This is a genomic window from Pseudomonas sp. RIT288, from assembly GCF_000631985.1.
In the GTDB taxonomy this organism is placed as follows: Bacteria; Pseudomonadota; Gammaproteobacteria; order Pseudomonadales; family Pseudomonadaceae; genus Aquipseudomonas.
This window is the reverse complement of sequence record NZ_JFYN01000012.1, coordinates 165,217-184,398: the sequence shown is the minus strand read 5'-3', so window position 1 is coordinate 184,398 and position 19,182 is coordinate 165,217. Positions and strand designations below refer to the sequence as shown.

18 protein-coding genes and 2 pseudogenes are annotated in these 19,182 nt (G+C 53.9%); 12 read left to right on the top strand and 8 right to left on the bottom strand.

What is annotated here, in order from left to right; all coding sequences use genetic code 11:
* Window positions 1–65 precede the first annotated feature (65 nt).
* The 8 genes from BW33_RS28490 to BW33_RS12515 all read left to right on the top strand — a co-directional run bounded on the left by BW33_RS28490 (window position 66) and on the right by BW33_RS12515 (window position 6,250).
* Window positions 66–320, top strand: coding sequence for a helix-turn-helix transcriptional regulator (locus tag BW33_RS28490; protein WP_081794215.1), 255 nt, complete (start codon window positions 66–68; stop codon window positions 318–320).
* On the top strand, window positions 317–925 hold the full coding sequence (locus BW33_RS12540; protein WP_047599286.1) for a hypothetical protein: 609 nt from the start codon (window positions 317–319) through the stop codon (window positions 923–925). Before BW33_RS28490 ends, BW33_RS12540 begins: the two co-directional genes overlap by 4 nt.
* Complete coding sequence (locus BW33_RS12535) at window positions 922–1,227, top strand: hypothetical protein (RefSeq protein ID WP_047599285.1); 306 nt, start codon at window positions 922–924, stop codon at window positions 1,225–1,227. Before BW33_RS12540 ends, BW33_RS12535 begins: the two co-directional genes overlap by 4 nt.
* A gap of 373 nt (window positions 1,228–1,600) precedes the next feature.
* The gene (locus tag BW33_RS29975) at window positions 1,601–1,759 is read left to right on the top strand and encodes a hypothetical protein (protein WP_177327479.1); all 159 of its coding nucleotides are present in this window, start codon (window positions 1,601–1,603) and stop codon (window positions 1,757–1,759) included.
* Complete coding sequence (locus BW33_RS12530; RefSeq protein ID WP_047599284.1) at window positions 1,756–2,040, top strand: hypothetical protein; 285 nt, start codon at window positions 1,756–1,758, stop codon at window positions 2,038–2,040. The genes BW33_RS29975 and BW33_RS12530 overlap by 4 nt, the downstream gene beginning before the upstream one ends.
* The gene (locus BW33_RS12525) at window positions 2,037–2,309 is read left to right on the top strand and encodes a DUF3077 domain-containing protein (RefSeq protein ID WP_047599283.1); all 273 of its coding nucleotides are present in this window, start codon (window positions 2,037–2,039) and stop codon (window positions 2,307–2,309) included. Before BW33_RS12530 ends, BW33_RS12525 begins: the two co-directional genes overlap by 4 nt.
* Window positions 2,306–5,212: a DUF927 domain-containing protein gene (locus BW33_RS12520; protein WP_047599282.1), complete on the top strand. Its 2,907-nt coding sequence runs from the start codon at window positions 2,306–2,308 to the stop codon at window positions 5,210–5,212. The genes BW33_RS12525 and BW33_RS12520 overlap by 4 nt, the downstream gene beginning before the upstream one ends.
* A 93-nt stretch (window positions 5,213–5,305) precedes the next feature.
* Window positions 5,306–6,250 (top strand): hypothetical protein, encoded by a 945-nt coding sequence (locus BW33_RS12515; RefSeq protein WP_047599281.1) that lies wholly within the window; start codon window positions 5,306–5,308, stop codon window positions 6,248–6,250.
* A 476-nt stretch (window positions 6,251–6,726) separates the two neighbouring features.
* Here the strand turns inward: BW33_RS12515 and BW33_RS29280 are convergent, their stop codons facing one another.
* From BW33_RS29280 to BW33_RS12495, 4 genes are all read right to left on the bottom strand, one after another.
* Window positions 6,727–7,269, bottom strand: a complete 543-nt coding sequence (locus tag BW33_RS29280) for a hypothetical protein (protein ID WP_152546117.1) — start codon at window positions 7,267–7,269, stop codon at window positions 6,727–6,729.
* A gap of 542 nt (window positions 7,270–7,811) precedes the next feature.
* Window positions 7,812–9,437, bottom strand: a complete 1,626-nt coding sequence (locus tag BW33_RS28485) for a restriction system-associated AAA family ATPase (protein WP_201771626.1) — start codon at window positions 9,435–9,437, stop codon at window positions 7,812–7,814.
* A complete protein-coding gene (locus BW33_RS12500) occupies window positions 9,407–10,978 on the bottom strand; it encodes a restriction endonuclease subunit S (RefSeq protein ID WP_052032715.1) in 1,572 nt (523 codons plus the stop codon). The genes BW33_RS28485 and BW33_RS12500 overlap by 31 nt, the downstream gene beginning before the upstream one ends.
* Window positions 10,979–11,129: 151 nt before the next feature.
* Window positions 11,130–12,539 (bottom strand): class I SAM-dependent DNA methyltransferase, encoded by a 1,410-nt coding sequence (locus BW33_RS12495; protein ID WP_047599278.1) that lies wholly within the window; start codon window positions 12,537–12,539, stop codon window positions 11,130–11,132.
* A 1,049-nt stretch (window positions 12,540–13,588) separates the two neighbouring features.
* On the opposite strand from BW33_RS12495, the gene BW33_RS12490 reads away from it, so the two are divergent.
* The 4 genes and pseudogenes from BW33_RS12490 to BW33_RS28480 all read left to right on the top strand — a co-directional run.
* A complete protein-coding gene (locus BW33_RS12490; protein ID WP_047599277.1) occupies window positions 13,589–14,812 on the top strand; it encodes an RES domain-containing protein in 1,224 nt (407 codons plus the stop codon).
* Between the two features lie 459 nt (window positions 14,813–15,271).
* Complete coding sequence (locus BW33_RS30205) at window positions 15,272–15,463, top strand: Arm DNA-binding domain-containing protein (protein ID WP_330217169.1); 192 nt, start codon at window positions 15,272–15,274, stop codon at window positions 15,461–15,463.
* Between the two features lie 33 nt (window positions 15,464–15,496).
* Window positions 15,497–15,706, top strand: a pseudogene (locus BW33_RS30445) (phage integrase central domain-containing protein); the annotation flags it as partial.
* Window positions 15,707–15,799: 93 nt separating this feature from the next.
* Window positions 15,800–15,901, top strand: a pseudogene (locus BW33_RS28480) (integrase domain-containing protein); the annotation flags it as partial.
* Window positions 15,902–15,988: 87 nt separating this feature from the next.
* Here the strand turns inward: BW33_RS28480 and BW33_RS12480 are convergent.
* From BW33_RS12480 to BW33_RS12465, 4 genes are all read right to left on the bottom strand, one after another.
* A complete protein-coding gene (locus BW33_RS12480; RefSeq protein WP_047599276.1) occupies window positions 15,989–16,408 on the bottom strand; it encodes a hypothetical protein in 420 nt (139 codons plus the stop codon).
* Between the two features lie 280 nt (window positions 16,409–16,688).
* Window positions 16,689–17,456 (bottom strand): hypothetical protein, encoded by a 768-nt coding sequence (locus tag BW33_RS12475; RefSeq protein WP_442965400.1) that lies wholly within the window; start codon window positions 17,454–17,456, stop codon window positions 16,689–16,691.
* A 16-nt stretch (window positions 17,457–17,472) separates the two neighbouring features.
* On the bottom strand, window positions 17,473–18,288 hold the full coding sequence (locus tag BW33_RS12470; protein ID WP_047599274.1) for an acid phosphatase: 816 nt from the start codon (window positions 18,286–18,288) through the stop codon (window positions 17,473–17,475).
* 14 nt (window positions 18,289–18,302) lie between these two features.
* On the bottom strand, window positions 18,303–19,145 hold the full coding sequence (locus BW33_RS12465) for a MipA/OmpV family protein (protein WP_047599273.1): 843 nt from the start codon (window positions 19,143–19,145) through the stop codon (window positions 18,303–18,305).
* Window positions 19,146–19,182 lie beyond the last annotated feature (37 nt).

Below are 19,182 nucleotides of genomic sequence, written 5' to 3'. Positions count from 1 at the left end.
GTCCGTTCCCCTCCCTCTCCGTAGCGTATGGCCTGTCGTCTCAATAAACGCAGGTTTGGATCGCTATGACTACCGCAATAAAACACCTTGCTTCACACGACCCCGCCACGACTCTCATCCGTATGCCCGAGGTGGTATCAATCGTTGGGCTTGCCCGCCCGACCATCTACAAGCTCATGCGCCAACCTGAGAGCGGATTCCCGCTGCCTGTGAAGCTGAGTAACAGCAACGCCCGAAGTGCTCCAGTTGCATGGGTATTGGGAGAGGTACAGGCGTGGACACGAGCGCGTATCGCCGCCCGTGATCTGGTGGCAGCATGAAGCGTAACTACTGCCCATTCAAAGGGCCGTTTCTCGACTCGTACAGCATCGGATTCCGCCTCTATCAACCCGGCGCGATCAACTGGCGTCACCGCACCATCGCGGGCGTGAGCTGGAACGGCGAAGAGCAGGAAGCGTTCTTTTTCACTCCTGACGGTCTCGTGCTTCCACTCAAAGCCAACCCTTGGGAGCTGCCAGAACTGATCCGCAAAAATGCGGTGCGCAGAGAGTTTTCGAGCGTCCACGGCTCCGGCTATTTTGCTATGAGCGAAAGCCGCCTCACCTCGCTGAAGGCGCGCGGCATGACGGATTGGGTCACCTACTGGCTGGTGGATCAATCGGCAGGATTCGCGAACGATCCAGCGGTATGGCAACGCATCACGGATGAGGATCTTGCCGTCGAGAAGACGACAAGCGAGCGCGTTCACAAAGATATGCGCTTGACCTCCGACCTGGACGGTTACGTCGAACAGTGTGTCGCACAACGCCGCGAGCAGATGGCCGTTGAGCACCGTCGTCGCTGCGTTGAGGACAGCAAGATCCTGGCTTGGCTCAAAGGCGAAACTCCAGCGCCACTTTTCGCCCGAGCGCAGGAGGCGGCATGAATCGAAAGATCGCTGATAACGCGTTGATGCATCCGTTCTCCGTACTGCGCCGGATCGGATTTTCTACTCGCCTCATGCAGCGCCTTGAACGCCACCGCAGCCAACAGGAAAAGCGAGGCCGCGTGGTCAGCGTACTGAGCTGGGCCGACGGCACCTGGTGCGCCCTCTCCCTCCACTGCGAAAAGACCGGAGCCGTGATCGTCGACGAAGGCCAGCAAACGCAAGCCTACGAGGACGCCCGCTCCATGCTGAGTGGCGGATTCCTGCCCCTACTTTCCCTGCGCTGGGAAGCACATGCCTGAAACGAAAACGCCTCCGGGGGCGATCCGGAGGCGTTGAGGTAAATCTACATGCAAAGACAATTTATGCCGCACCCGAAAAATCCGCAAGCCATCAGCGCGGTTGCACTTTCGAAAAACGGACGTTACTCTCTGGCCGTCGCTGCAAATTCAGCGACCGGACTTGGCCGTCCGAACTGCAAAAGGCGCACAAGCGCCCTCCATCCGATAGCAGGCGCTTTTTTTGTGCCCGTCGTATCGTGTTATGGCGGCTGTGCGTGGGACACCTTCGGGTGTGCCGGGTCCCTTTTGCCCCGGTCGGCCAACCTGCGTACAGCTGCCACCATTCCTTGCTTGGCCGCAAGCGGTGGCAGCTCCTCAGCAAAAGGAGCTCTACATGCACACCCTCAATCCGTCCAAAATTCGCGCCGCTGCACACCGTGCAATGGCTCTCGCCGCTTTACACGCCAATTCCAGCCTCGCAACACGCCTCACCCGCTACAACGACCACATGGCCAAAGCTCGCGCGCTCGAAGCCGCAGGCGGTGCCCAATGAACAGCCCCCTGAGTTGTGCCCTGCCCGAAGACCTTCTGTGCGTCAGCAAAACCGTCGAAGCCGGCGTGCCTATCGACGCCATCACCTGTGCCATTGAACGCGCCGACTCGGTACTGACGCTGCTCGAGGACCACTTCGAAAGCGAATCTTCGCGCCTTGCCAATCACGTCATTGCTGCCGTCCTTTGGGACGTGCGCGGTACCCTAGGCTTGATCAAGACGCTCGCCTTGCACGGCGACACCACCTCGACTCCTGCTGTGCAGAAAGGCGGTGCGCTATGAGCACTTCCACCACCCTTGGCCACGCCACCTTTTCCCGCGTCAACGCTACAGACTTAAAGCTGTTTCGGGTGAACGCCGGAGTTCCAGTCGAGGATGCACTGGAGATGGTGTCGCTGCTGCAGCATCACGCCAACCAGCTCACTTTCGACGCAGCCATGAGCGATCACGGCGATCGTTTCAGCTGGCCAGCTCTGTATCTGGGCGAGATGGCCAAAGCTTTGATCGATGACATCAGCGACGCGCTGTTTCTGCAGAGGGCCGATACATGAGCCAACGCCCAAACAGCAACGCAAAACGTCCAAGCTTTGCCGACGTGAAGGTAGCCGCGCTGAAAGACATTGATCGTGTCCTTTCGCACTGGCTGCCCAATGGCAAGCGCGTAGACGGCGGTAAGGAATACACAGCCCCGAATCCTACCCGCAGCGACAAGCGCGCCGGATCGCTCAAAATCAACTTGAGCAAGGGTACCTGGGCCGACTTCGCCACCGGCGACAAGGGCGGCGACCTGATCGATCTGGTGCGTTATCTGGACGGCGGCACTGACATCGAAGCCTGCAACAAGCTGGCTGACTTGCTGGGTGTTTCGCCCGGCGCTGCACAGTCAAAGGCAACACCTAGCAAGCCCATAGCAACGACATGGAACGCCATCCAGCCAATCCCGACCGAGGCCATGAACAAGTGCCCGGCCAAGCACCGGGATCATGGTGTGCCGTCCAAGGTGTGGATCTACCGCGACGCTCAGGGCCAGCCTCTCATGGCGCTCTACCGCTTTGACCTCGGCCCCGATGAAGACGGCAAGCCAAAGAAGGTCTTTGCGCCATTGACGTGGTGTCAGCGCGCAGACAGCCAGACCAAGCAATGGCGCTGGCAGGGGCTGCCAGATCCGCGTCCCCTGTTGCGCCTTGATGAACTAGTCCAGCACAGTGACACGCCGGTTGTTCTGTGCGAAGGCGAGAAAGCCGCTGACGCCGCCACTGAACTGCTACCGGGCTACGTGGCCACCTGCTGGCCGAATGGCTCTAACTCTTGGCACAAAGCCGATCTGACACCGCTCAAGGGGCGCGATGTTGTCTTGTGGCCAGACAACGACGACAGCGGTAAAGCCTGCATGGACACCGTCGCCGAGAAGCTGCGCGAAATCGGCGCCGACTCGGTTCGGGTTATCGAACTGGAAGTGTTCAAGCGCAAGCCCACGCTGAAGAACGACCGCGCCGCTTTTGCCAAAGGTGGTCAATGGAATGACGGTGATGATGCCGCCGATGCGCTGGCCAAAGGCTGGACAGCCGCCCACTTTGCCGAGCTGGAAAGCAGCGGCGAGCTATTCGGCGTGATCGAGGAAAAGGCGGTTGCTACCCAGGTTAAACCCGAGCCGGAACCGAAGTCTAAAGCAGCGGCCAAGCGCTCTACAAAATCGAAAAACGACCTGATGCCGGGAGGCTTCCGCCTGACATCCGAAGGTGTGTTTTATGCCGGTGACGATGGCGAAGCACGCCCAGTGTGTTCGCCTATGGCGATCCTCGCCCGTACCCGTGACGAGAAGGGACACAACTGGGGCTTGCTGGTCGAGTTCGATGATCCCGATGGCACCAAGAAGCGCTGGAACATCCCGGCGCGCACCATGACCGGCGACTTCGGCAAGGACGTGCTCGGTCCATTAGTGGACATGGGTTTGCGCCTCGCCGGTAGTCGTTCGGGGCGCAACGCACGCAACGACCTGCAGAGTTACCTCGGCGGTTTCGACAGTGCACAACGTGCGCGTTTGGTCACTCGTTTAGGATGGCATGACAGCGCCTTTCTCCTGCCTGAGCAGCAGGTCGGCACGCACAGCGAGCATCTGCATTTCTACGAAGCGGGTGCGCAGCTTCCACCGATAAGCGAAGCGGGCACGCTCGAACAATGGCAACAGCAGATCGGCGCACTGTGCGTCGGCAATCACCGCTTGGCGTTTGTCGTCGGTGTCGCCTTCGCCGGTCCCCTACTGCATATGCTTGGCCACGAATCGGGTGGCTTTCATTTGTACGGCGACAGTTCCGGCGGCAAGACTACTCACCTGCAAGTCGCCGCCTCGATCTATGGCGGACCGCGCTTAGTGCGTTCGTGGCGCTCGACCGACAACGCGCTGGAATCCATCGCTGCAGCACATTCCGACGGCCTCTTGGTACTCGATGAAATCGGCATGTGCGATCCACGCATCATTGGCGAGACGGTTTATATGCTCGGCAATGGCACCGGTAAGGCTCGGGCCAATGATCGAGGCCAAGCAGGCCGACAGGTGCAGGAGTGGCGTTTGCTGTTTTTGTCCACGGGCGAGAAGACCTTGGCGCAGCACATGGCCGAAGCCAACAAGGAGCTTAAAGCGGGCATGGAGGTGCGGATGCTCGCCGTCCCGGCAGATGCCAGCAAAGGCCTCGGCATGTTCGACACGCTCAATGGTTTCGAAGATGCGGCCGCCCTATCGGACTCGCTCAAGGCCCGCGTGGCGAACTACTACGGCACACCAATCACAGCGTTCCTCACCGCCCTATGCGAGCCGGGCAAGCGTCACGGCTGGGCAGCGATCCTCCGCCGCACGCTGGAAGGCTTTATTGCCAAGTCGCTCCCAGCGTCCGCCAGCGGACAAGCGCACCGTGCCGCAGCTCGCTTCGGTCTCGCCGCGGCAGCAGGTGAGCTGGCCACCGCGATGGGCATCACCGGCTGGCCGGACGGAACCGCCACTACCGCCGCTCGCGTCTGCTTGAACGCTTGGCTGAATGAGCGCGGCGGCGCCGGTAACTTCGAGGGTGATGCGATCTTGGCGCGCCTGCGCCAGGTCATCGAGCGTTTCGGCGAAAGCCGCTTCACCCGCTGGGAATCGGCGGCAGCCAAGATCGACGAACACGGCCCGCGCACCATCGACCGCCTCGGCTTTCGCAAGACGCTGGAGCACGGTATGGGCGACAACATGCACACCACGAACACCTATTACGTGCTGCCCGAGGCGTGGCGCTCCGAGGTATTCCGGGGCATGAACATCAATGCCGTGAATAAGGAACTACTACAGCGCGGTGTGCTGGAACCGGGGAACGACGGCAAGGCATCGAGCCTGATCCGCTTGCCCGGACTCGGCACACAACGCTGTTACATCGTGAAGACGATTCCGGGAATGGCTGAGAGCGAGACTCGGGCTGCTTGAGAGCATCTCAGCCAATTGAGGTAGCGCCGGCTTATTTACGGCCTCGCCAGCCGCTCAACCAACCCACAATCGAACTGAACAGAGTCAAGAAAAATGAATGAGATCCAGGAATTGAAAGACCTCCGCAATCAACTGCTGAGCGAGGCCGACGAACTGCAAGCCCAGATGTTGCCCCTTGAGGCCGTGCTGGAAAGCGAGGAACACGTCGAGCCGACCCACGAACGTGAACTGCGCGACAAGTACAACGAGTTGAAAAGGAATTTCGATTCGCGCAAGCACAACGCAGAACTTTTAGATCGGAAGATCAGCCGCCGCGAGAATCTCGCCAATTGCGATTCCCTGATGGCGGGTTACATCGAAGCGATGAATAACTGGAAAGCGGATGAGCAAGAGCTCAACGGAAAGCGCCAAAGCCTAACCACCCGCCTGGAGCAGATCCAACAACAGGCGGTAGAGGACATGGCCAAGGCACGTCAGGCCGAAACAGACGCTGCCACGGCATACGCGCAGGCCGTCGCATGGGGTGACACCGAAGGCGAGAAGACCTCCAACGCCGATGCGCAAAAGGCAGCAAAGAACCTCACGGTGGCCACCGAACACAATCGTCGGCAAACCTTGATCATGGCTGCTCTGGAGCAAGAGTTGGTCACCGTAGATAAATACATCGCCGAAGCACAGGCAAAGCATAAAGGGATCGAACGCAACGCCCTGTGGCTCTCTTACACAGTGCTGGAGGAGAAGTGGAACGAGGCCGCAAAAGCGTTGTTCGAGGTGGGCGGAAAGCTTTGGGCTAACTACAACTTGCTGGGCCTCGATCAAGTGGGCCTGATGAAGCTGGCCGTTCCTGAGGAAGGCGAAAACTTCGGTAACTGGACGTGGCATGAACTTTCCGACCGCGCACGCAAATACGGCGCGCAGGATCTGCTTCAACTCAACGATATTCCGACACATCAACAGGCTGTACAGGTAAACCATCTGGAACAACGCAAGGATGAAAACAATGAGCAAACCACTACAGAACAGCACGAGTTGGTCTGACACACTTAAAGCGCGGAAGGAGCACCTGACTGGGCTATTGAAAACTTTCAGATCAGGGCCAGGCAAAAACAATCAGTTGCAAGCGTTAGCGATCAAAGCGATTGATGCGGAAATGGCGAACATTGAAAACGAACTCAATCGCCAAAAATAACGGCGAACCTATAGACAGATTTTTTGCTTAATAACAAAGCACGCCACCACAACGAATAAGGAACACACAATGCCCATACTCTCAAAAAAACCGCCTTAAAAGGCGCTTCTTTATTCAGAGAAGTTTCTAGCCTCGAACCTTAGAACTCCATGCTTGATCTCTGATTTGGGGACAGTGCAATGCGACATATATCCAATTAGTTAATAACTGCGTCAAGCCTGAAGCAGCTTACGACTGCAAGCTGCCTCCCCCCACATTAAGGCACCAAATCAGATACTCTCCCGCAATTAATCCAAACCCTTATCAATTAACAATAAAATGCATTTCAAACATTAGCAATCAAGATTTCCAAAAAAGCCTTCATCTCCCCGCCACGCCGATAATTGGTACATTCACGTAGCAACATACGAAAGACTTCAGCTTTCAAAAAAGCCTTATCAGCTAAGCCATCCTGGATGACAGTATCAATATATTTAGGAATCGCAGCAGCAATCTCGTCTCCTATTCCACCACCATGCCCGCCTCGTACATACCAATGTACGAAATGTTCAAGCCAAGACCTGAACTCAGCGTTTAGAACATCTCTCTGATACCGCTCTCGAATTTTGAAGATTCGATCCCAATTCTCAGCTTCGCTTTGAGGGCCGCCTTTAAATTGAATATTCCACTTTGGCAAACGTATACCATTTTTAACAGAGCCAGCAAAAGGTAAACTTTTCGCCAAACTAACTATATAGAATGGTCCATTGTAAGGATCTACGCACCTACGCCTGCGACCACGCCTATCTCGCAAAATATCGATATTCTTCTTGAAGTCAGAGTTACATTCGCTACACATTGGGGGCAAATTACGAAGATCAGCACCCATGAAAGGATATCTAGTAATAGGCATATAATGATCAAGTGCGTGCCTAGGCGCACCTGGCGCCCTAAAATGGCCAAGACCACAAAAAGGACAAACACGCGAAGGAACTTGATCATATATCGCAGTATAATGCAAATCACGAAGGCATTCAGCGCCAACCTTTATACTAGTTAGCTGCTCTTCAAAAAGGAATCTAAATAGGTCTATCGTAGCTTTTCGTATACCGTCGGGAAATCTATCAATTTCAACACATGCCGAATTGTCAAATAGTGCATCAGGCAAGCGTGACTGTTGGTTCAACGACGCAAGTAATACCTCTTGCGTTGCGAGATTAAGAGTTAAGAACTCCTTCCAGAACTCTTCTAGACGCTTTCGAATACCCGAGCGCCCTCTCAGGACTGATCGACGCGCTACTGGTATCACCGATGGCCACACATCAACCTGGTGCCCACTAATTATTCGTCGCATACCCTCACTCAAGATTTGAATGAAAGTCTGATTCAGCCAATTTTCTGCAAGCGCTTGAGGAGAATATGTAAATAGCATTATAGTTTTTTATTCTTTAATCGACGCAAATGATCTGCCAGGAATGCTTTTTCTACTGATTGACCAAGCTCACTCAATACCTGCTCTACCTCGTCGATATTCTCCGACATAAGTACTTCATTAATTTTCTCCTCCGCGATCCTTGAAATGGGTGGTCGAATATCAAAACAAGCCTCTAATATTCGGTCAAATGTCGCCCCAAAAGTCTCTGCCTGAGGCTCTTTAACGATAATCTTTCCATTATCCCGACTAAAAATCAGAACCTGCTCTCGTGGCATATCAGAAGGAACAAAAGGTGCGTGAGATGTAAGTAGCAACTCTTGCCCCTCTCTCGATCCTGTGAGCTCCATCAACCGCTGAACAAACTTCACTCGCCATTGAGGGTTGAAGTGCGACTCAGGCTCATCTAGCAAAAATAGTGCATTAGTGTCTGTCATCATTGCATATGCACCCAGGATCAATGCTTGCTGATGCTCACCATCCGAGAGAGAGACGTAGTCCACTGCCTCCCGTCTTTCATCATCTGGCCAAAATCGAACCTCTTCAAAGCCGAATACCATGTCCTCCTGCTGAGGTTCTGGCAATCGTGAAGCGAACCGACGCTCCTTCACAGCACGATCTAACCGCTTCCGCGCAGGCCTTGGAATCGCCAGATCGTTCAAGAGCGCAAGTTTATGCAAAGCCCGGTAGAGCGAAAACGCATCATTCCAAAAATTAGCAAATGCCACTCGAGTGGCATCATCTACAAAAAAATCGAAAGTATAAGTTTCAGTCTTTTCGTCTTCCGTCCAACATGTCGCTGTACGTTTAAGTGAGTGTATGATGCTTTCGAGCTCATCGGTCAACTGTATGCCTTTACGACCCGTTATATCCGTCCTTTTTTTGGGAGCTTTATTGATAACAGAATGGGCTAATCGTACAACGCAGCGGCAAGAAGCGAGATCGGAAAGTCGAGCATGCCGTATTATTTCTTCACGCGCCTCTTTAGGGCCCAGGATAAGATTTGAAAATAGAACCTCAAGATTTGTGCCGTAGTCAATAAGCATTAAGCGGTTGTCAGGAACAGTATTTTTTACTGTATCGCCGAAAGCAGCCCGCGCCACGTCCTGCGCATATCCGCTTCGACTAACCAAAAAAGGCAAACTAAGGGTTTCATTGTCACCGGAGGTATATCCTACGATTATTGAGGGTAGACGCTTCTCAAACTCAGGAGAGCCTGCCTTTATCGCTGATTCAGAACTTCCACTATAAAGCTCGATACCCCCTACTAAACGACCCTTTTTAGTACGTACCAGCCTAACTTCTTCCGGAGTGTCAGCCCCTGGGATATTTATCAGATAACTTAGATCGAAAAGTATATCCTCGTTAGCACTTCTGCGCTCTTCGGTAGGATTATGTGCATGCCATGCTGCCTGAAAAATTTCGGCCAACAGCTGAAGAAACTGAGACTTACCCGACCCATTCGGTCCGATCATACACAAGGGCGCAAGGGGTTCACTTGCCTTACCATCTGCTCCCCTTCCGAACCAAACATCTAACCCATCAAACAGCCCCCCACTCGCCGAGGAACTTTCAATTTGGAGACGGCGTAGCCTCATACTTTCACCCGCTGCAAATGCATACAAGCGGCTTCATTATTAAAGACCTGACGCAGTTGCGGTCTATCTTCGGCCAGCAGTTTAAATATGGCATCCCTCATCTCGTCATATGGGAGAGGGACACGCTTTGCCACTTCCGCAAATGGTAATCCTTCGTCTGGCCAGTCATGGCTGTCTAGAAGAAGGCGGTCTTTCGGATCCTTGATAAGCGTTTTATCTTTAGTACGCATTTGCGTCTGCCTCTTAGGAGCAATTTCGCGTTCAGCGCGGATGCGGGCAAGAAGGGCGAGGGCGGATTCATCGCCTCGCTCCTGGCTAACCAAGTCACCACGGAAGGCCTTTGAAAGGATCGCAGCATCCAATTTAGGCAACAGTTCCATCATAGCGTTATGTTCGGATAACACGCGCTCAAGCCAAGCAAGTGTGCTTTCGACCCTGGAAACAATTTCCACCTGATCCTCTAAAGAAAATAAAGGTATTGCAAGTGAGCCTAGTTCTTTTGCATTTATATTATGAACACCGCTTGTTGAACGCGCTCCGGCTTCAATCACCCCTCTGACTTCAGGAGCTTGCAACATCAAAGCGAGAAACTCTGGCACCACTTTACTGAGTAACGGTCGAAGTCGAATCAGATAGCCTGCATAAGCCATCCCTAACGCCTCATTTGATACGACTGCAGGACGCCCAACTAAGCTTGTACTGCCATTAGATCTAACAACTAAAATATCTCCCGCAGTTAGCTTAAGAGTATCCAGTTCCTTCTCGCTAAGATCCGAGTACTTCAGATCATGAAGATCTATTTTCCCCGACACCACATTGGGAATACGTAAAACTGGAACACCAACTTTTTCCACTACGCTTTTCTGGGCTGTTCCATAGCGCAGACTTTCAACAAACGTACTAAGATTCGCCATTTTCTGTGGGCTCGACTGAAAAGCACCAACCGAACCTTTCAGTAGGTGCCCAGTATAAGCCAAGGACAAAAGACGCTTCTTATAACTATCTACCAACCCCGGAAGAACATCAAGATCATTGCGTGCCTGATTGGTACGAGCAATTAGACCATCTATTCTATCAATTATCTTTTTTTGCTCACTAAGAGGAGGTAGCGGCAACTTGCAATTCTTTAAGTAGTCTGCGGGCACTCGCTGCTGGCCAACCGCACCCGACATAACCTTTTGCGCATCTTCTCGAAATCTTTTTTGGCGAATAAAGTACCACAGGTATTTTGGCATAACAGCGCCATTACTTCGCAATACGTGAAACTCCGTAGAGCCGAAGCCAATACCGTTTTTTAGACCGACAGCCACCGCAGACTTACCATTTTCCATTGACGGGGTAATTTTCGCAAAAATCACATCCTCCTCTGCAAACTGGGTGAAGCCTTTGTTAACCTCTTTTAAGGTTCTCACAACACCATCGGTAATTGCGCCAATCTGTTCACTAACTGCTGCCATAGGAACAAATGTAACGGCATCGTCACTGTTTAAGTGAACCGACTTTCGTGGATTAACCTCTGCTACATCTTTGAAATCAACCTCTATCCATCCCTCCGGTAGATCGCTCATCCGAGGGCTCCCCGTTCGAAGCAATGGAATGACGGCACTCCTGGCCCCCTTGTTGGCTCTTCGCGGTCCCAAGACCATGTATGGGCGACTATTACGATAGCAGAATCGTCAGCGAAGTGACTGCATGGCTGAGCGAAGACTCTCGTAGAGGTCATTCTTCCACCTCGATCGACTCTGCAAACTCATCGTCAACAGCCTCGATTTCAACAAGGGCCGAACGAAGGTGGCGGATAATGGCAGCAGAGATTTCCTCAAGTTCAGTGAGTCCTTCCTCGTTAGCCGCCTCGTCTTCACTAATCCATGAAATGTCGAGATTGTCGTTACGGTTTGCAACTTCTTCTCGAGTAAAGCATCGGAAATTAGCATTTCTCCCCAGCTCCTTACGAGGAGATTTACCGTGCGGATCGTCGCCGAAATTTTCTACAAAATCTTTAAAATGCTTTAGTTCCAGAGGTGTAGTTTTCCCGAACCTTGGCATATTCACACGCATATCATATATCCAAATATTATTGGTCCCCCCCCCTTTTTCTTTCGAGAAAAACAAAACATTAGTCTTTACACCAGCAGCATAGAATATACCCGTTGGCAAACGTAAAATCGTATGTAGATTACAAACTTGCATGAGATGCTGCCTGACTGCTCTACCAACGCCTTCTTCAAATAGAATATTATCTGGGAGAACAACTGCAGCACGCCCGCCTTCTTTGAGCCCTAAGTAGATATGCTGCAAAAAAGCCAACTGCTTATTACAATTCGGAAATGGAATATCTTTTCGCATGGAGCGCTTGCTTCCCGCCTTGCTACCAAATGGCGGGTTAGCCAGTATAAGATCCGCAGACTCAAGAGCCTTCGCATCATCCGTAAGAGCATCTCCATATATAATATCCGCATTCAAACCATGCAAAAAAGTATTCATAAGACAAATACGACGAGTATTTTTCTCTATTTCCACACCCTGATACTTCGGTGGATTGGAACGATAATCCTCATCAAGAGCCGTACGCCGTATAAACTCATCAGCAGCGACCAGAAATCCACCACTTCCTACAGATGGATCTTGTATAAGCTCACCTACTTTTGGCTGCATCAGCGTTACAATCATTTCTACCAATGGACGCGGCGTAAAGTATTGTCCTGCTCCAGAACGAGTATCTTGAGCACTTTTATCTATTAAGCCACTGTAAATATCTCCGAAACCGTCCTGATCAACTTGGTGCCAATCTATTTTTGATATACCGCTGATAACTGCTTTAAGATTAGCAGAATGCGAAAAAACCGTCGTAGGGAAGGCATATATTGTTCTGACGACTTCATTACCGGCAGTCGCTCCCAAATGAGTTAGCATTTCTTGATAGAAGCCCAACAGTCCATCTTCACCATGGGTGTCTAAATCAGCCCATCGGAAACCTTCAGGAATCAGCTCCTCAGAGCCATTCTCGCGAGCAATTTTCAGGAATAATAAGTAGCTCAACTCTGCGATATATTGGTAATAGGTTATCCCATCACCCCTTAAAATATTACAGAGGCTCCATATTTTCTGGACGACGTTGTGCTGTTTCATTTGGGTCTCAGGAGGCTCAATTTAGGATGACGCTCGGTCATGCAGTGCATATTACCTTAGGGGGCCACATCACAGAGCTGTTTTATGGTAGCTACTCGTTGTGAGCGAGCAAGACCTTTCGAGGAGCCAGAAGCATCCGAGAGGTGACATTCTCTCTCAAGAAACGCTAGTGCCTAGTGGTCAAGATTGGTGGGGGGCGCCGACATCACTGATTGGAGCTTGTCGATTCGAATGAGCGGCAGCGGGCGCAGTGGGCTCCGGTCCCTCGCGAGGTGAGCCGTTGCATACATGACGAATTTGGTGGCCGTGGGGTGCTTTGCCAAAAGCGCGGCGTCACCGGAGTCTGGGTGTTAACTTTAAAAATGAACGCGTTACACGATTCGTCGTTGCTACACCATGCACACGTAACGCGCTCAGCGCGTGTAACGAAGATTTTTATCTTTAAAATCAAATAGTTATTATAATTCGTTACACCAGTAACACGCGTTACACGCGATTCGAGAGGTACCTGCCCCACTCCCCTAGGAATTGAGTTCCACCAGCGAAGAGATTCCCGCAGATGCCGGGGGCCCCTGGGGGCTTCAGCTCATCACGGGGTCGGAAACCCGCCGGACCTTGTTAGCGGGAGAACTCCCAGCTTAGTGAACAGGTGAACCCGGTGAACTGCCTGTTCACCTGTGCATTTGCCCTACGAAACAACAGATCTGAGGTCACCATTACCGAAACGGTAACGATGCCCTTTTTTCTTCAAGATCCTTTCAATTTCAACATTGAAATTTCAGTAAGCTGGGGCACCTCCCGCTACCAAAGCTCCGCGGGTTTCCGACCCCGTGTATCACGGAATCTCTCAGGGTCCCCACAGGTTTTCTCTTCCGGAAGGCCTCCCCTTCACGCTATTACTGGAACCCAGTGCAGAGAAGCTCGACGGAGAGATGGAGCAAGGACAAAATCGCAACGATGCTGGCCACTGAGCGAACGCTACTGAGGCCAAGATCAACGGTGACTACAATTTCACAATATCGCTATTCCTAGGAAAGCAAGGTGCGGGTATGGGTGGATCAAAAAGAGAGTGGGAGCAGGCTCAAGAAAGAGGCTGGACCTCAATCGACAGGTTTGTTTGCACCGACTGTGTTGAGCTCGTCGAGTTTAAGGACATCATTGAAAACAACCTTGTTTCCGCAACCTGTGATTACTGCGAGAGAACTGAAGAGGTTCCCATAGCGGCACCGGTTGATGATCTCCTTGAGGTGTTGTTTGAAACTATTCACACCTATTACGCAAGCCCCGAAGCAGCAGGGATACCGTATGACGGCGGTCCCGTGTTCGAACCCTGTTATCTCGGCGATGTACTCGACAGCCTAGGTTTCGAGGGTGAGGAGTCACTTATTGATGACATCATCCAAGCGGATACAAATGGAGCTTGGGTACCTGCGGCTGAAGGCCATTGGTTAGGAGAGCACGAGCATCAATCTCTACTATCCTCCTGGAACCACTTCGCACGGTTGGTTAAGCACGTTACGCGCTATCACTTCGGTAGTGTCGCACCCGATGATTTAGATCCGTTTGAAATTGATCCACGCTCGATGCTCCAAGTCCTAGGGCGTCATCTGCAAGCTTTGGTTTGCACCCTACCTGCCGGAACTAAGGTGTTTCGTATCCGTCGCTGTAAGCAGGCAGATACGTGGCTGCCGGATGAAACGACTATGGGGCCGCCTCCCTCCCCTAGCGCTGGCAGGATGAACCCGGCTGGCATACCGTATCTTTACACCTCGTTCGATGCAGAGACTGCATTGCATGAGGTTGGAGCTCATAAGCGCACCACTGATCGGATTTACGTCGCCAGCTTCACATTGGCAAACTCCATTCAGGTAGTGGACCTAACAAAACTTCCTCCTCCTCCCTCAATATTTGAGGTCGATAAAAAACGAGACCGTGAAAAGTGGCTCTTCGCACAAGGGTTCGCTGATGAGATTTCTACTCCGGTAACCAAAAATGGCCAGGAGCATATCGAGTACGTTCCAAGCCAGGTCGTGTGCGAATACTTGGCTCAGGTTTTTGAACCTAACACGGGCGGGAGGCTGGCCGGATTAATTTATCCCAGTGCGGAGTATGACGGTGGGCGCAACCTGGTAGTTTTCCCATCAAAAAGAGGCTGGGATCTCGAGTTTAGCGGAGTGAATTTTGAAAGGGCTTATCGATACCACAAGGCCCGAGGCGCTATGTCGAGGTGGCTCAACGAGCCTTATCCTAAAGGCAGATTGAAGCCGATTTGAAGAAATCCTCGCTGCCACTCCATATCAAAAAACCGTGCGTGATCGCCTTCAGTTCAGACGATGCATGGATCTATCGAAGGGTTTGCATGATGCCCTATAGACTATTCATACTAGGCAGCGAACGTGATCCTGTATCCCCACATGTATCCCGAGATAGCAAACCTCTCTGGAGGCCTTGAGTTTACTGGAACACTACAGTCTCCCTCGGCACCATTTGCAATACATAGACGACTACCAGTCGTCTACGCACCCCCCTAGAGCCCGCTAACTGCGGGCTTTTTGGTCTCCGGGATCCCACCCCCGTCTCTTGCAAGCCCGTCTCTTTTGGGTACATTTTCTGTACATATTCCAGTTCGAGAACCGGAGGTGTACAGCAATGCCTTTGACCGCCTTGCAAATCAAAGCGTCCAAGCCTGCCGACAGACCGTTCACGTTGAGTGATAGTTCGAGTCTTGCTCTGTGGTGAAAACCAACGCCAGCAAGTATTGGCACTTCCGGTACACATATCAGGGTCGGGCGGCGCGCATGTCACTGGGCGTGTATCCGCATATCTCCTTGCAGGAAGCCCGTGAACGGGCTGCAGAATGCCGCAACTTACTCAAGCAAGGCACCAACCCCGGCGCCAAACGTCGCGATGACAAGCTGCGATAGCAGGAGGCCGGGCTCAACACCTTCAGGCGAGCCGTGGAGTACTGGTACCAATTCAAAGCGGAATCCGGCCGCAGCAGCGCGACGCTGAAGAAGATCCGCGACTATCTCGATAAGGATCTACTGCCCGCTCTCGGCGAGAAGCAACTGGAGCTCATCAGTCGAAGCGACTGCGCAAAACTGCAGGCCAGCATCGAAAAACGAGGCGCCTTCAATGTTGCGGACAAGACCCGGACCTGGCTGAAACAGATTTTCAGTCAAGCCATTGCACGCGGCCTGTGCGAATACAATCCAGCCTCCGAACTACTCCACGCGATCGCGATAACGAGATGTTTATTCATGGCTTTGGTAGGTTGACGGAATGGACAGAGTTTCGGTTATGACCGACAACGGAGCCATGCCGGGCCGCAAGCGCTGAAAGATCTGTTCGGGGGTGGGCATTAGCCGAACGACTCTAGTCGAGAAAGCAGGGTCGCCTGGTATGAGCGGGAGGCTTCCAACTGGCGCGAGTTGGAACGTCGAGTACCGCTATGAAGCAGAATCCCTGTAGTGCTGCTGGTACTCACCCCTTGACCCAAGATGATCCGTCCACTGCCGAACAGGTCCAGCCTCTTGCTCGGTCAGCTTCATCTGTTGCAACTCATCATGCAGAAGGAACACAAAATCCTCTTCGTCCTGTATCTGCCGCACCTCCTGCAGGGTCCAGTGGTGCTCGCTGATCAAATGGAGCCGAAGTTCGTCCATGGCGTCCAGTCTGGCCCAGATTGCCGTGCTGCCTTCGAGCATCCGTTCGGCGAAACACTTAAGCTTGTACAAACCTAGTGCCATACGGGTGTGCTGATCGCCCGGTAGCCCTTCCCAGCGGAGGTCGGGGTTTTCAATTAGAAGTTTCTCGTACTTATCAAGCGCTGCTATCCATTCACGATGGTGATTGAATCCTTGAACCATATTCCGGGTCTCCGCGACAGTCTTTTCAAGTGAAATCGAAACAAGATTACGACTTAGCCCGACACCTATTTGCGGCCAGGGTAAATTCCAGGCAACAAAAAGGCCCGCATTCCAGGATGTGTGAGACGCACTCAGCTGCGGGTTAAAGCAAATGTCCGACTACTCGGGGCATTTTGCTCTTCGACGTGGTTAAAGGGCCTGCTGAATAGTGGACATCCATCCTGTTCACAGTTGGGAAAGGCAGCTCCTTGGGCTGTGTAGGAGCTATACGATGAACGCCTCAAAATCTCCCGCTAATACCCAGCAGTGGACCCTTCTGGACAATGTCGTACACAAACCCATCGTGACGATAATTCACCCCCATGGCCCGGTACCCGGCCACCGCTGAAAATCCCGGCCAGAACTCCCAACCGGCCAGCGCGGCCAGGTCCCAGTCCTCCCGAGACTGCCCGGCGCCCGCCATTCCCCAGGATGACAACCAGAACCGGTCATTCACGGCATAGTGCCCGCGCAGTCCCGCCATGGCATCCGCCCAGGTTGCATTATCAGAGCCCGATGAGCCACCAAGAGGTCCACCATGAAAGGTGAGGGTCGTACCGCTGTACCAGACGCGCACGCCACCGGCGACATCCAGTCGACGGCTTTCATCACCCAGCACGGTGTAGCCGCCACCCAGGAACCCGGAGGCAGTCTTGCTTTCTACCTCAAGCTTGGCGCCTCCAGGCAGGCGGTTGCGGGTGTCGGTGTCGATGTACATCAGGTCGGCGAGCACGCTGTAGGGGCCGCGACGCGCTTCCCCCATCAGCATCACCGACATATCGACCGTCTTGGCGATGTCGGAGAAGTCGGATTTTATGGACTGTGTTCCGGTGCTGCTGTGACCCACGTGCCCACGAATGCCGGCGCCCCATACGTAAGGTCCGCCGTTGAATGTCCAGCCTTCGTTGTCTGCCGCCAGGGCAGGCCCGGCGGCGACAAAGGCTCCAGCCAGCAGTGCCAGGCGCGCTTGCGTGCACCGTAGGGCCGAGCGGGGGTTGTTGCTGTGCATGATGGTGTTTCCCCGATCAGTGCTGGGTCAGCGAGAGCGCTACGCTCTCGGCTGCGCAGTCTTCTGCAGGCTTCAGACCTGCCTTTTGAGCGGCCTTGACCTCTTCCTTCGCCGCCGCCAGGTCCGCCAGGAATGCCGGATTGCTATGCAGACTCGCCACCGTGGCGGCGCCCATGATGCGGCCTGCATCCACGTCGCTCTGCCAGTGCGCATCGCAGATGACCCGGCTTTGGCCGAAGGACAACCCGCGGGTCATCAGTTCGGTGGCTCGTGCAGGGTTGATTTCCGCCAGTATCAGGCCCCACGCCCAGCCCGCCGCGGAGTGGCCGGACGGCCAGGAGCCATCGGTACGCAGCAACGGTTCCATGTCTTTGCGACAGGTTCCTTCGTCATGGGCCACGAAAGGTCGGGTGCGGTTGTAGGCATTTTTCCCGGCATAGGTGGAGCCGCCCGCATCGCTCAGGGTGCGCTGCATCAGGGTGTAGAGGTGCGGTGTACTTTTCTCGGTGATCGGCGCGCCCATCGCGCAGACGAATGCGTTGGCCGGGCCCGGGAATGACAGCTCCGCATCCGCTGCGGCGAGTTTCTCCCGGGCCGTCCCGCGCAGCGACAGCGCGGTTCTCCGTGCTTCTTCATCCCGTGCAAGCGCCGCAGAGTCAGGCTTTGGCGGGGCGCCCAGCAATGCCAGGCGCAGTGGCAAGTCCGCCGAGTTCAGATAGCCTGGGGCCAGCTTGAAGTGAGGGTCGGTGACCTTGGTGGCGGCATCGTCGGCAAGTACCAGCCCCGACCAGAGCAGACCGGCCAAACCCAGCTGCTTATGTACTGTTTTCATCGAGTGTTCCCTGATCAAAAACGGTAAAGGGCATTCAGATAGGCGCCTGCGCCCACGTTTTCACCCGTCAGCGGGCTGTTGCGGGCGTCGGAGACCAGGGCGTAGGTCTTGATGCCGCCTTCCAGTGCCAACTGTGGCTGCAATTGCCAGGTGAGGCCCATCTTCAAGGTCACGTCGCGCATGCCGCCGCCCGGGTGGTATTCGTCGAAGCCGGTGCGTGCCGCTTGTTGGTCGGTGACGCCGAAGCGCGCCATCATGTCTTTCTCATTGCTCCAGGTGCCGTACAGGGTCGAGTCCAGGGTCAATGTGGACGACAGCGCGTAGGCAGTGGCGAAACCGGCCTCCAGGAACGCGGTACGCCCCAGGCTTTCGCCACCGTAATCGCGGCTCTGGCTGGCTTGCAGGCCGCGCACGAACAGGCGTCCGGCCGGCAGCATCCAATACGCTTCCGCCCCGACAAGCGCGGTGCTGTCCAGGTTGCCCATGCCCTTGAGGTAGTCATCACGACCGCCCAGGGTGTGGATTCTTTCCTTGCGGCCCTGGTCGTAACCCAGCAATAGGGCGATCCCGAAAGGGGACAACCCCGGCAGGTCCCAGCGCAGTCCGTCCGGGAAGGATGCGGTAAATTTGCCCCAGTTTTCGGTAGGCAAAAACGCTTTGAGTTTCAGTGACGGGAAGGCGGCGTAGTGTGAGGAGCCTTCGTACAGCGGGCCAACGGCAAGTCCGCCACCGACGGTCACGGACGGCTCACTTGAATCGTCGGCGTGTGCAGGTAACACCATCGCAAAGGCGATCGTTGCGCCTGTCATGAGCGTCACCGTGTACTTGAGAAAGTTTGAGCCATAGAGGGCTGTCATCGCTTTTTTCCTTGGTGTAAAACCAAACGTATTGGCA

Excerpts from the sequence above, each read along its gene's own strand:
- BW33_RS12525 (WP_047599283.1), top strand. The coding sequence starts at position 2,037 with ATGAGCACTTCCACCACCCTTGGCCACGCCACCTTTTCCCGCGTCAAC.
- BW33_RS12540 (WP_047599286.1), top strand. The coding sequence starts at position 317 with ATGAAGCGTAACTACTGCCCATTCAAAGGGCCGTTTCTCGACTCGTAC.
- BW33_RS12515 (WP_047599281.1), top strand. The coding sequence starts at position 5,306 with ATGAATGAGATCCAGGAATTGAAAGACCTCCGCAATCAACTGCTGAGC.
- BW33_RS12500 (WP_052032715.1), bottom strand. The coding sequence starts at position 10,978 with ATGAGCGATCTACCGGAGGGATGGATAGAGGTTGATTTCAAAGATGTA.
- BW33_RS12535 (WP_047599285.1), top strand. The coding sequence starts at position 922 with ATGAATCGAAAGATCGCTGATAACGCGTTGATGCATCCGTTCTCCGTA.
- BW33_RS28490 (WP_081794215.1), top strand. The coding sequence starts at position 66 with ATGACTACCGCAATAAAACACCTTGCTTCACACGACCCCGCCACGACT.
- BW33_RS12520 (WP_047599282.1), top strand. The coding sequence starts at position 2,306 with ATGAGCCAACGCCCAAACAGCAACGCAAAACGTCCAAGCTTTGCCGAC.
- BW33_RS29975 (WP_177327479.1), top strand. The coding sequence starts at position 1,601 with ATGCACACCCTCAATCCGTCCAAAATTCGCGCCGCTGCACACCGTGCA.
- BW33_RS12465 (WP_047599273.1), bottom strand. The coding sequence starts at position 19,145 with ATGACAGCCCTCTATGGCTCAAACTTTCTCAAGTACACGGTGACGCTC.
- BW33_RS12530 (WP_047599284.1), top strand. The coding sequence starts at position 1,756 with ATGAACAGCCCCCTGAGTTGTGCCCTGCCCGAAGACCTTCTGTGCGTC.
- BW33_RS12470 (WP_047599274.1), bottom strand. The coding sequence starts at position 18,288 with ATGAAAACAGTACATAAGCAGCTGGGTTTGGCCGGTCTGCTCTGGTCG.
- BW33_RS29280 (WP_152546117.1), bottom strand. The coding sequence starts at position 7,269 with ATGGGTGCTGATCTTCGTAATTTGCCCCCAATGTGTAGCGAATGTAAC.
- BW33_RS12475 (WP_442965400.1), bottom strand. The coding sequence starts at position 17,456 with ATGCACAGCAACAACCCCCGCTCGGCCCTACGGTGCACGCAAGCGCGC.
- BW33_RS12490 (WP_047599277.1), top strand. The coding sequence starts at position 13,589 with ATGGGTGGATCAAAAAGAGAGTGGGAGCAGGCTCAAGAAAGAGGCTGG.
- BW33_RS12480 (WP_047599276.1), bottom strand. The coding sequence starts at position 16,408 with ATGGTTCAAGGATTCAATCACCATCGTGAATGGATAGCAGCGCTTGAT.
- BW33_RS12495 (WP_047599278.1), bottom strand. The coding sequence starts at position 12,539 with ATGAAACAGCACAACGTCGTCCAGAAAATATGGAGCCTCTGTAATATT.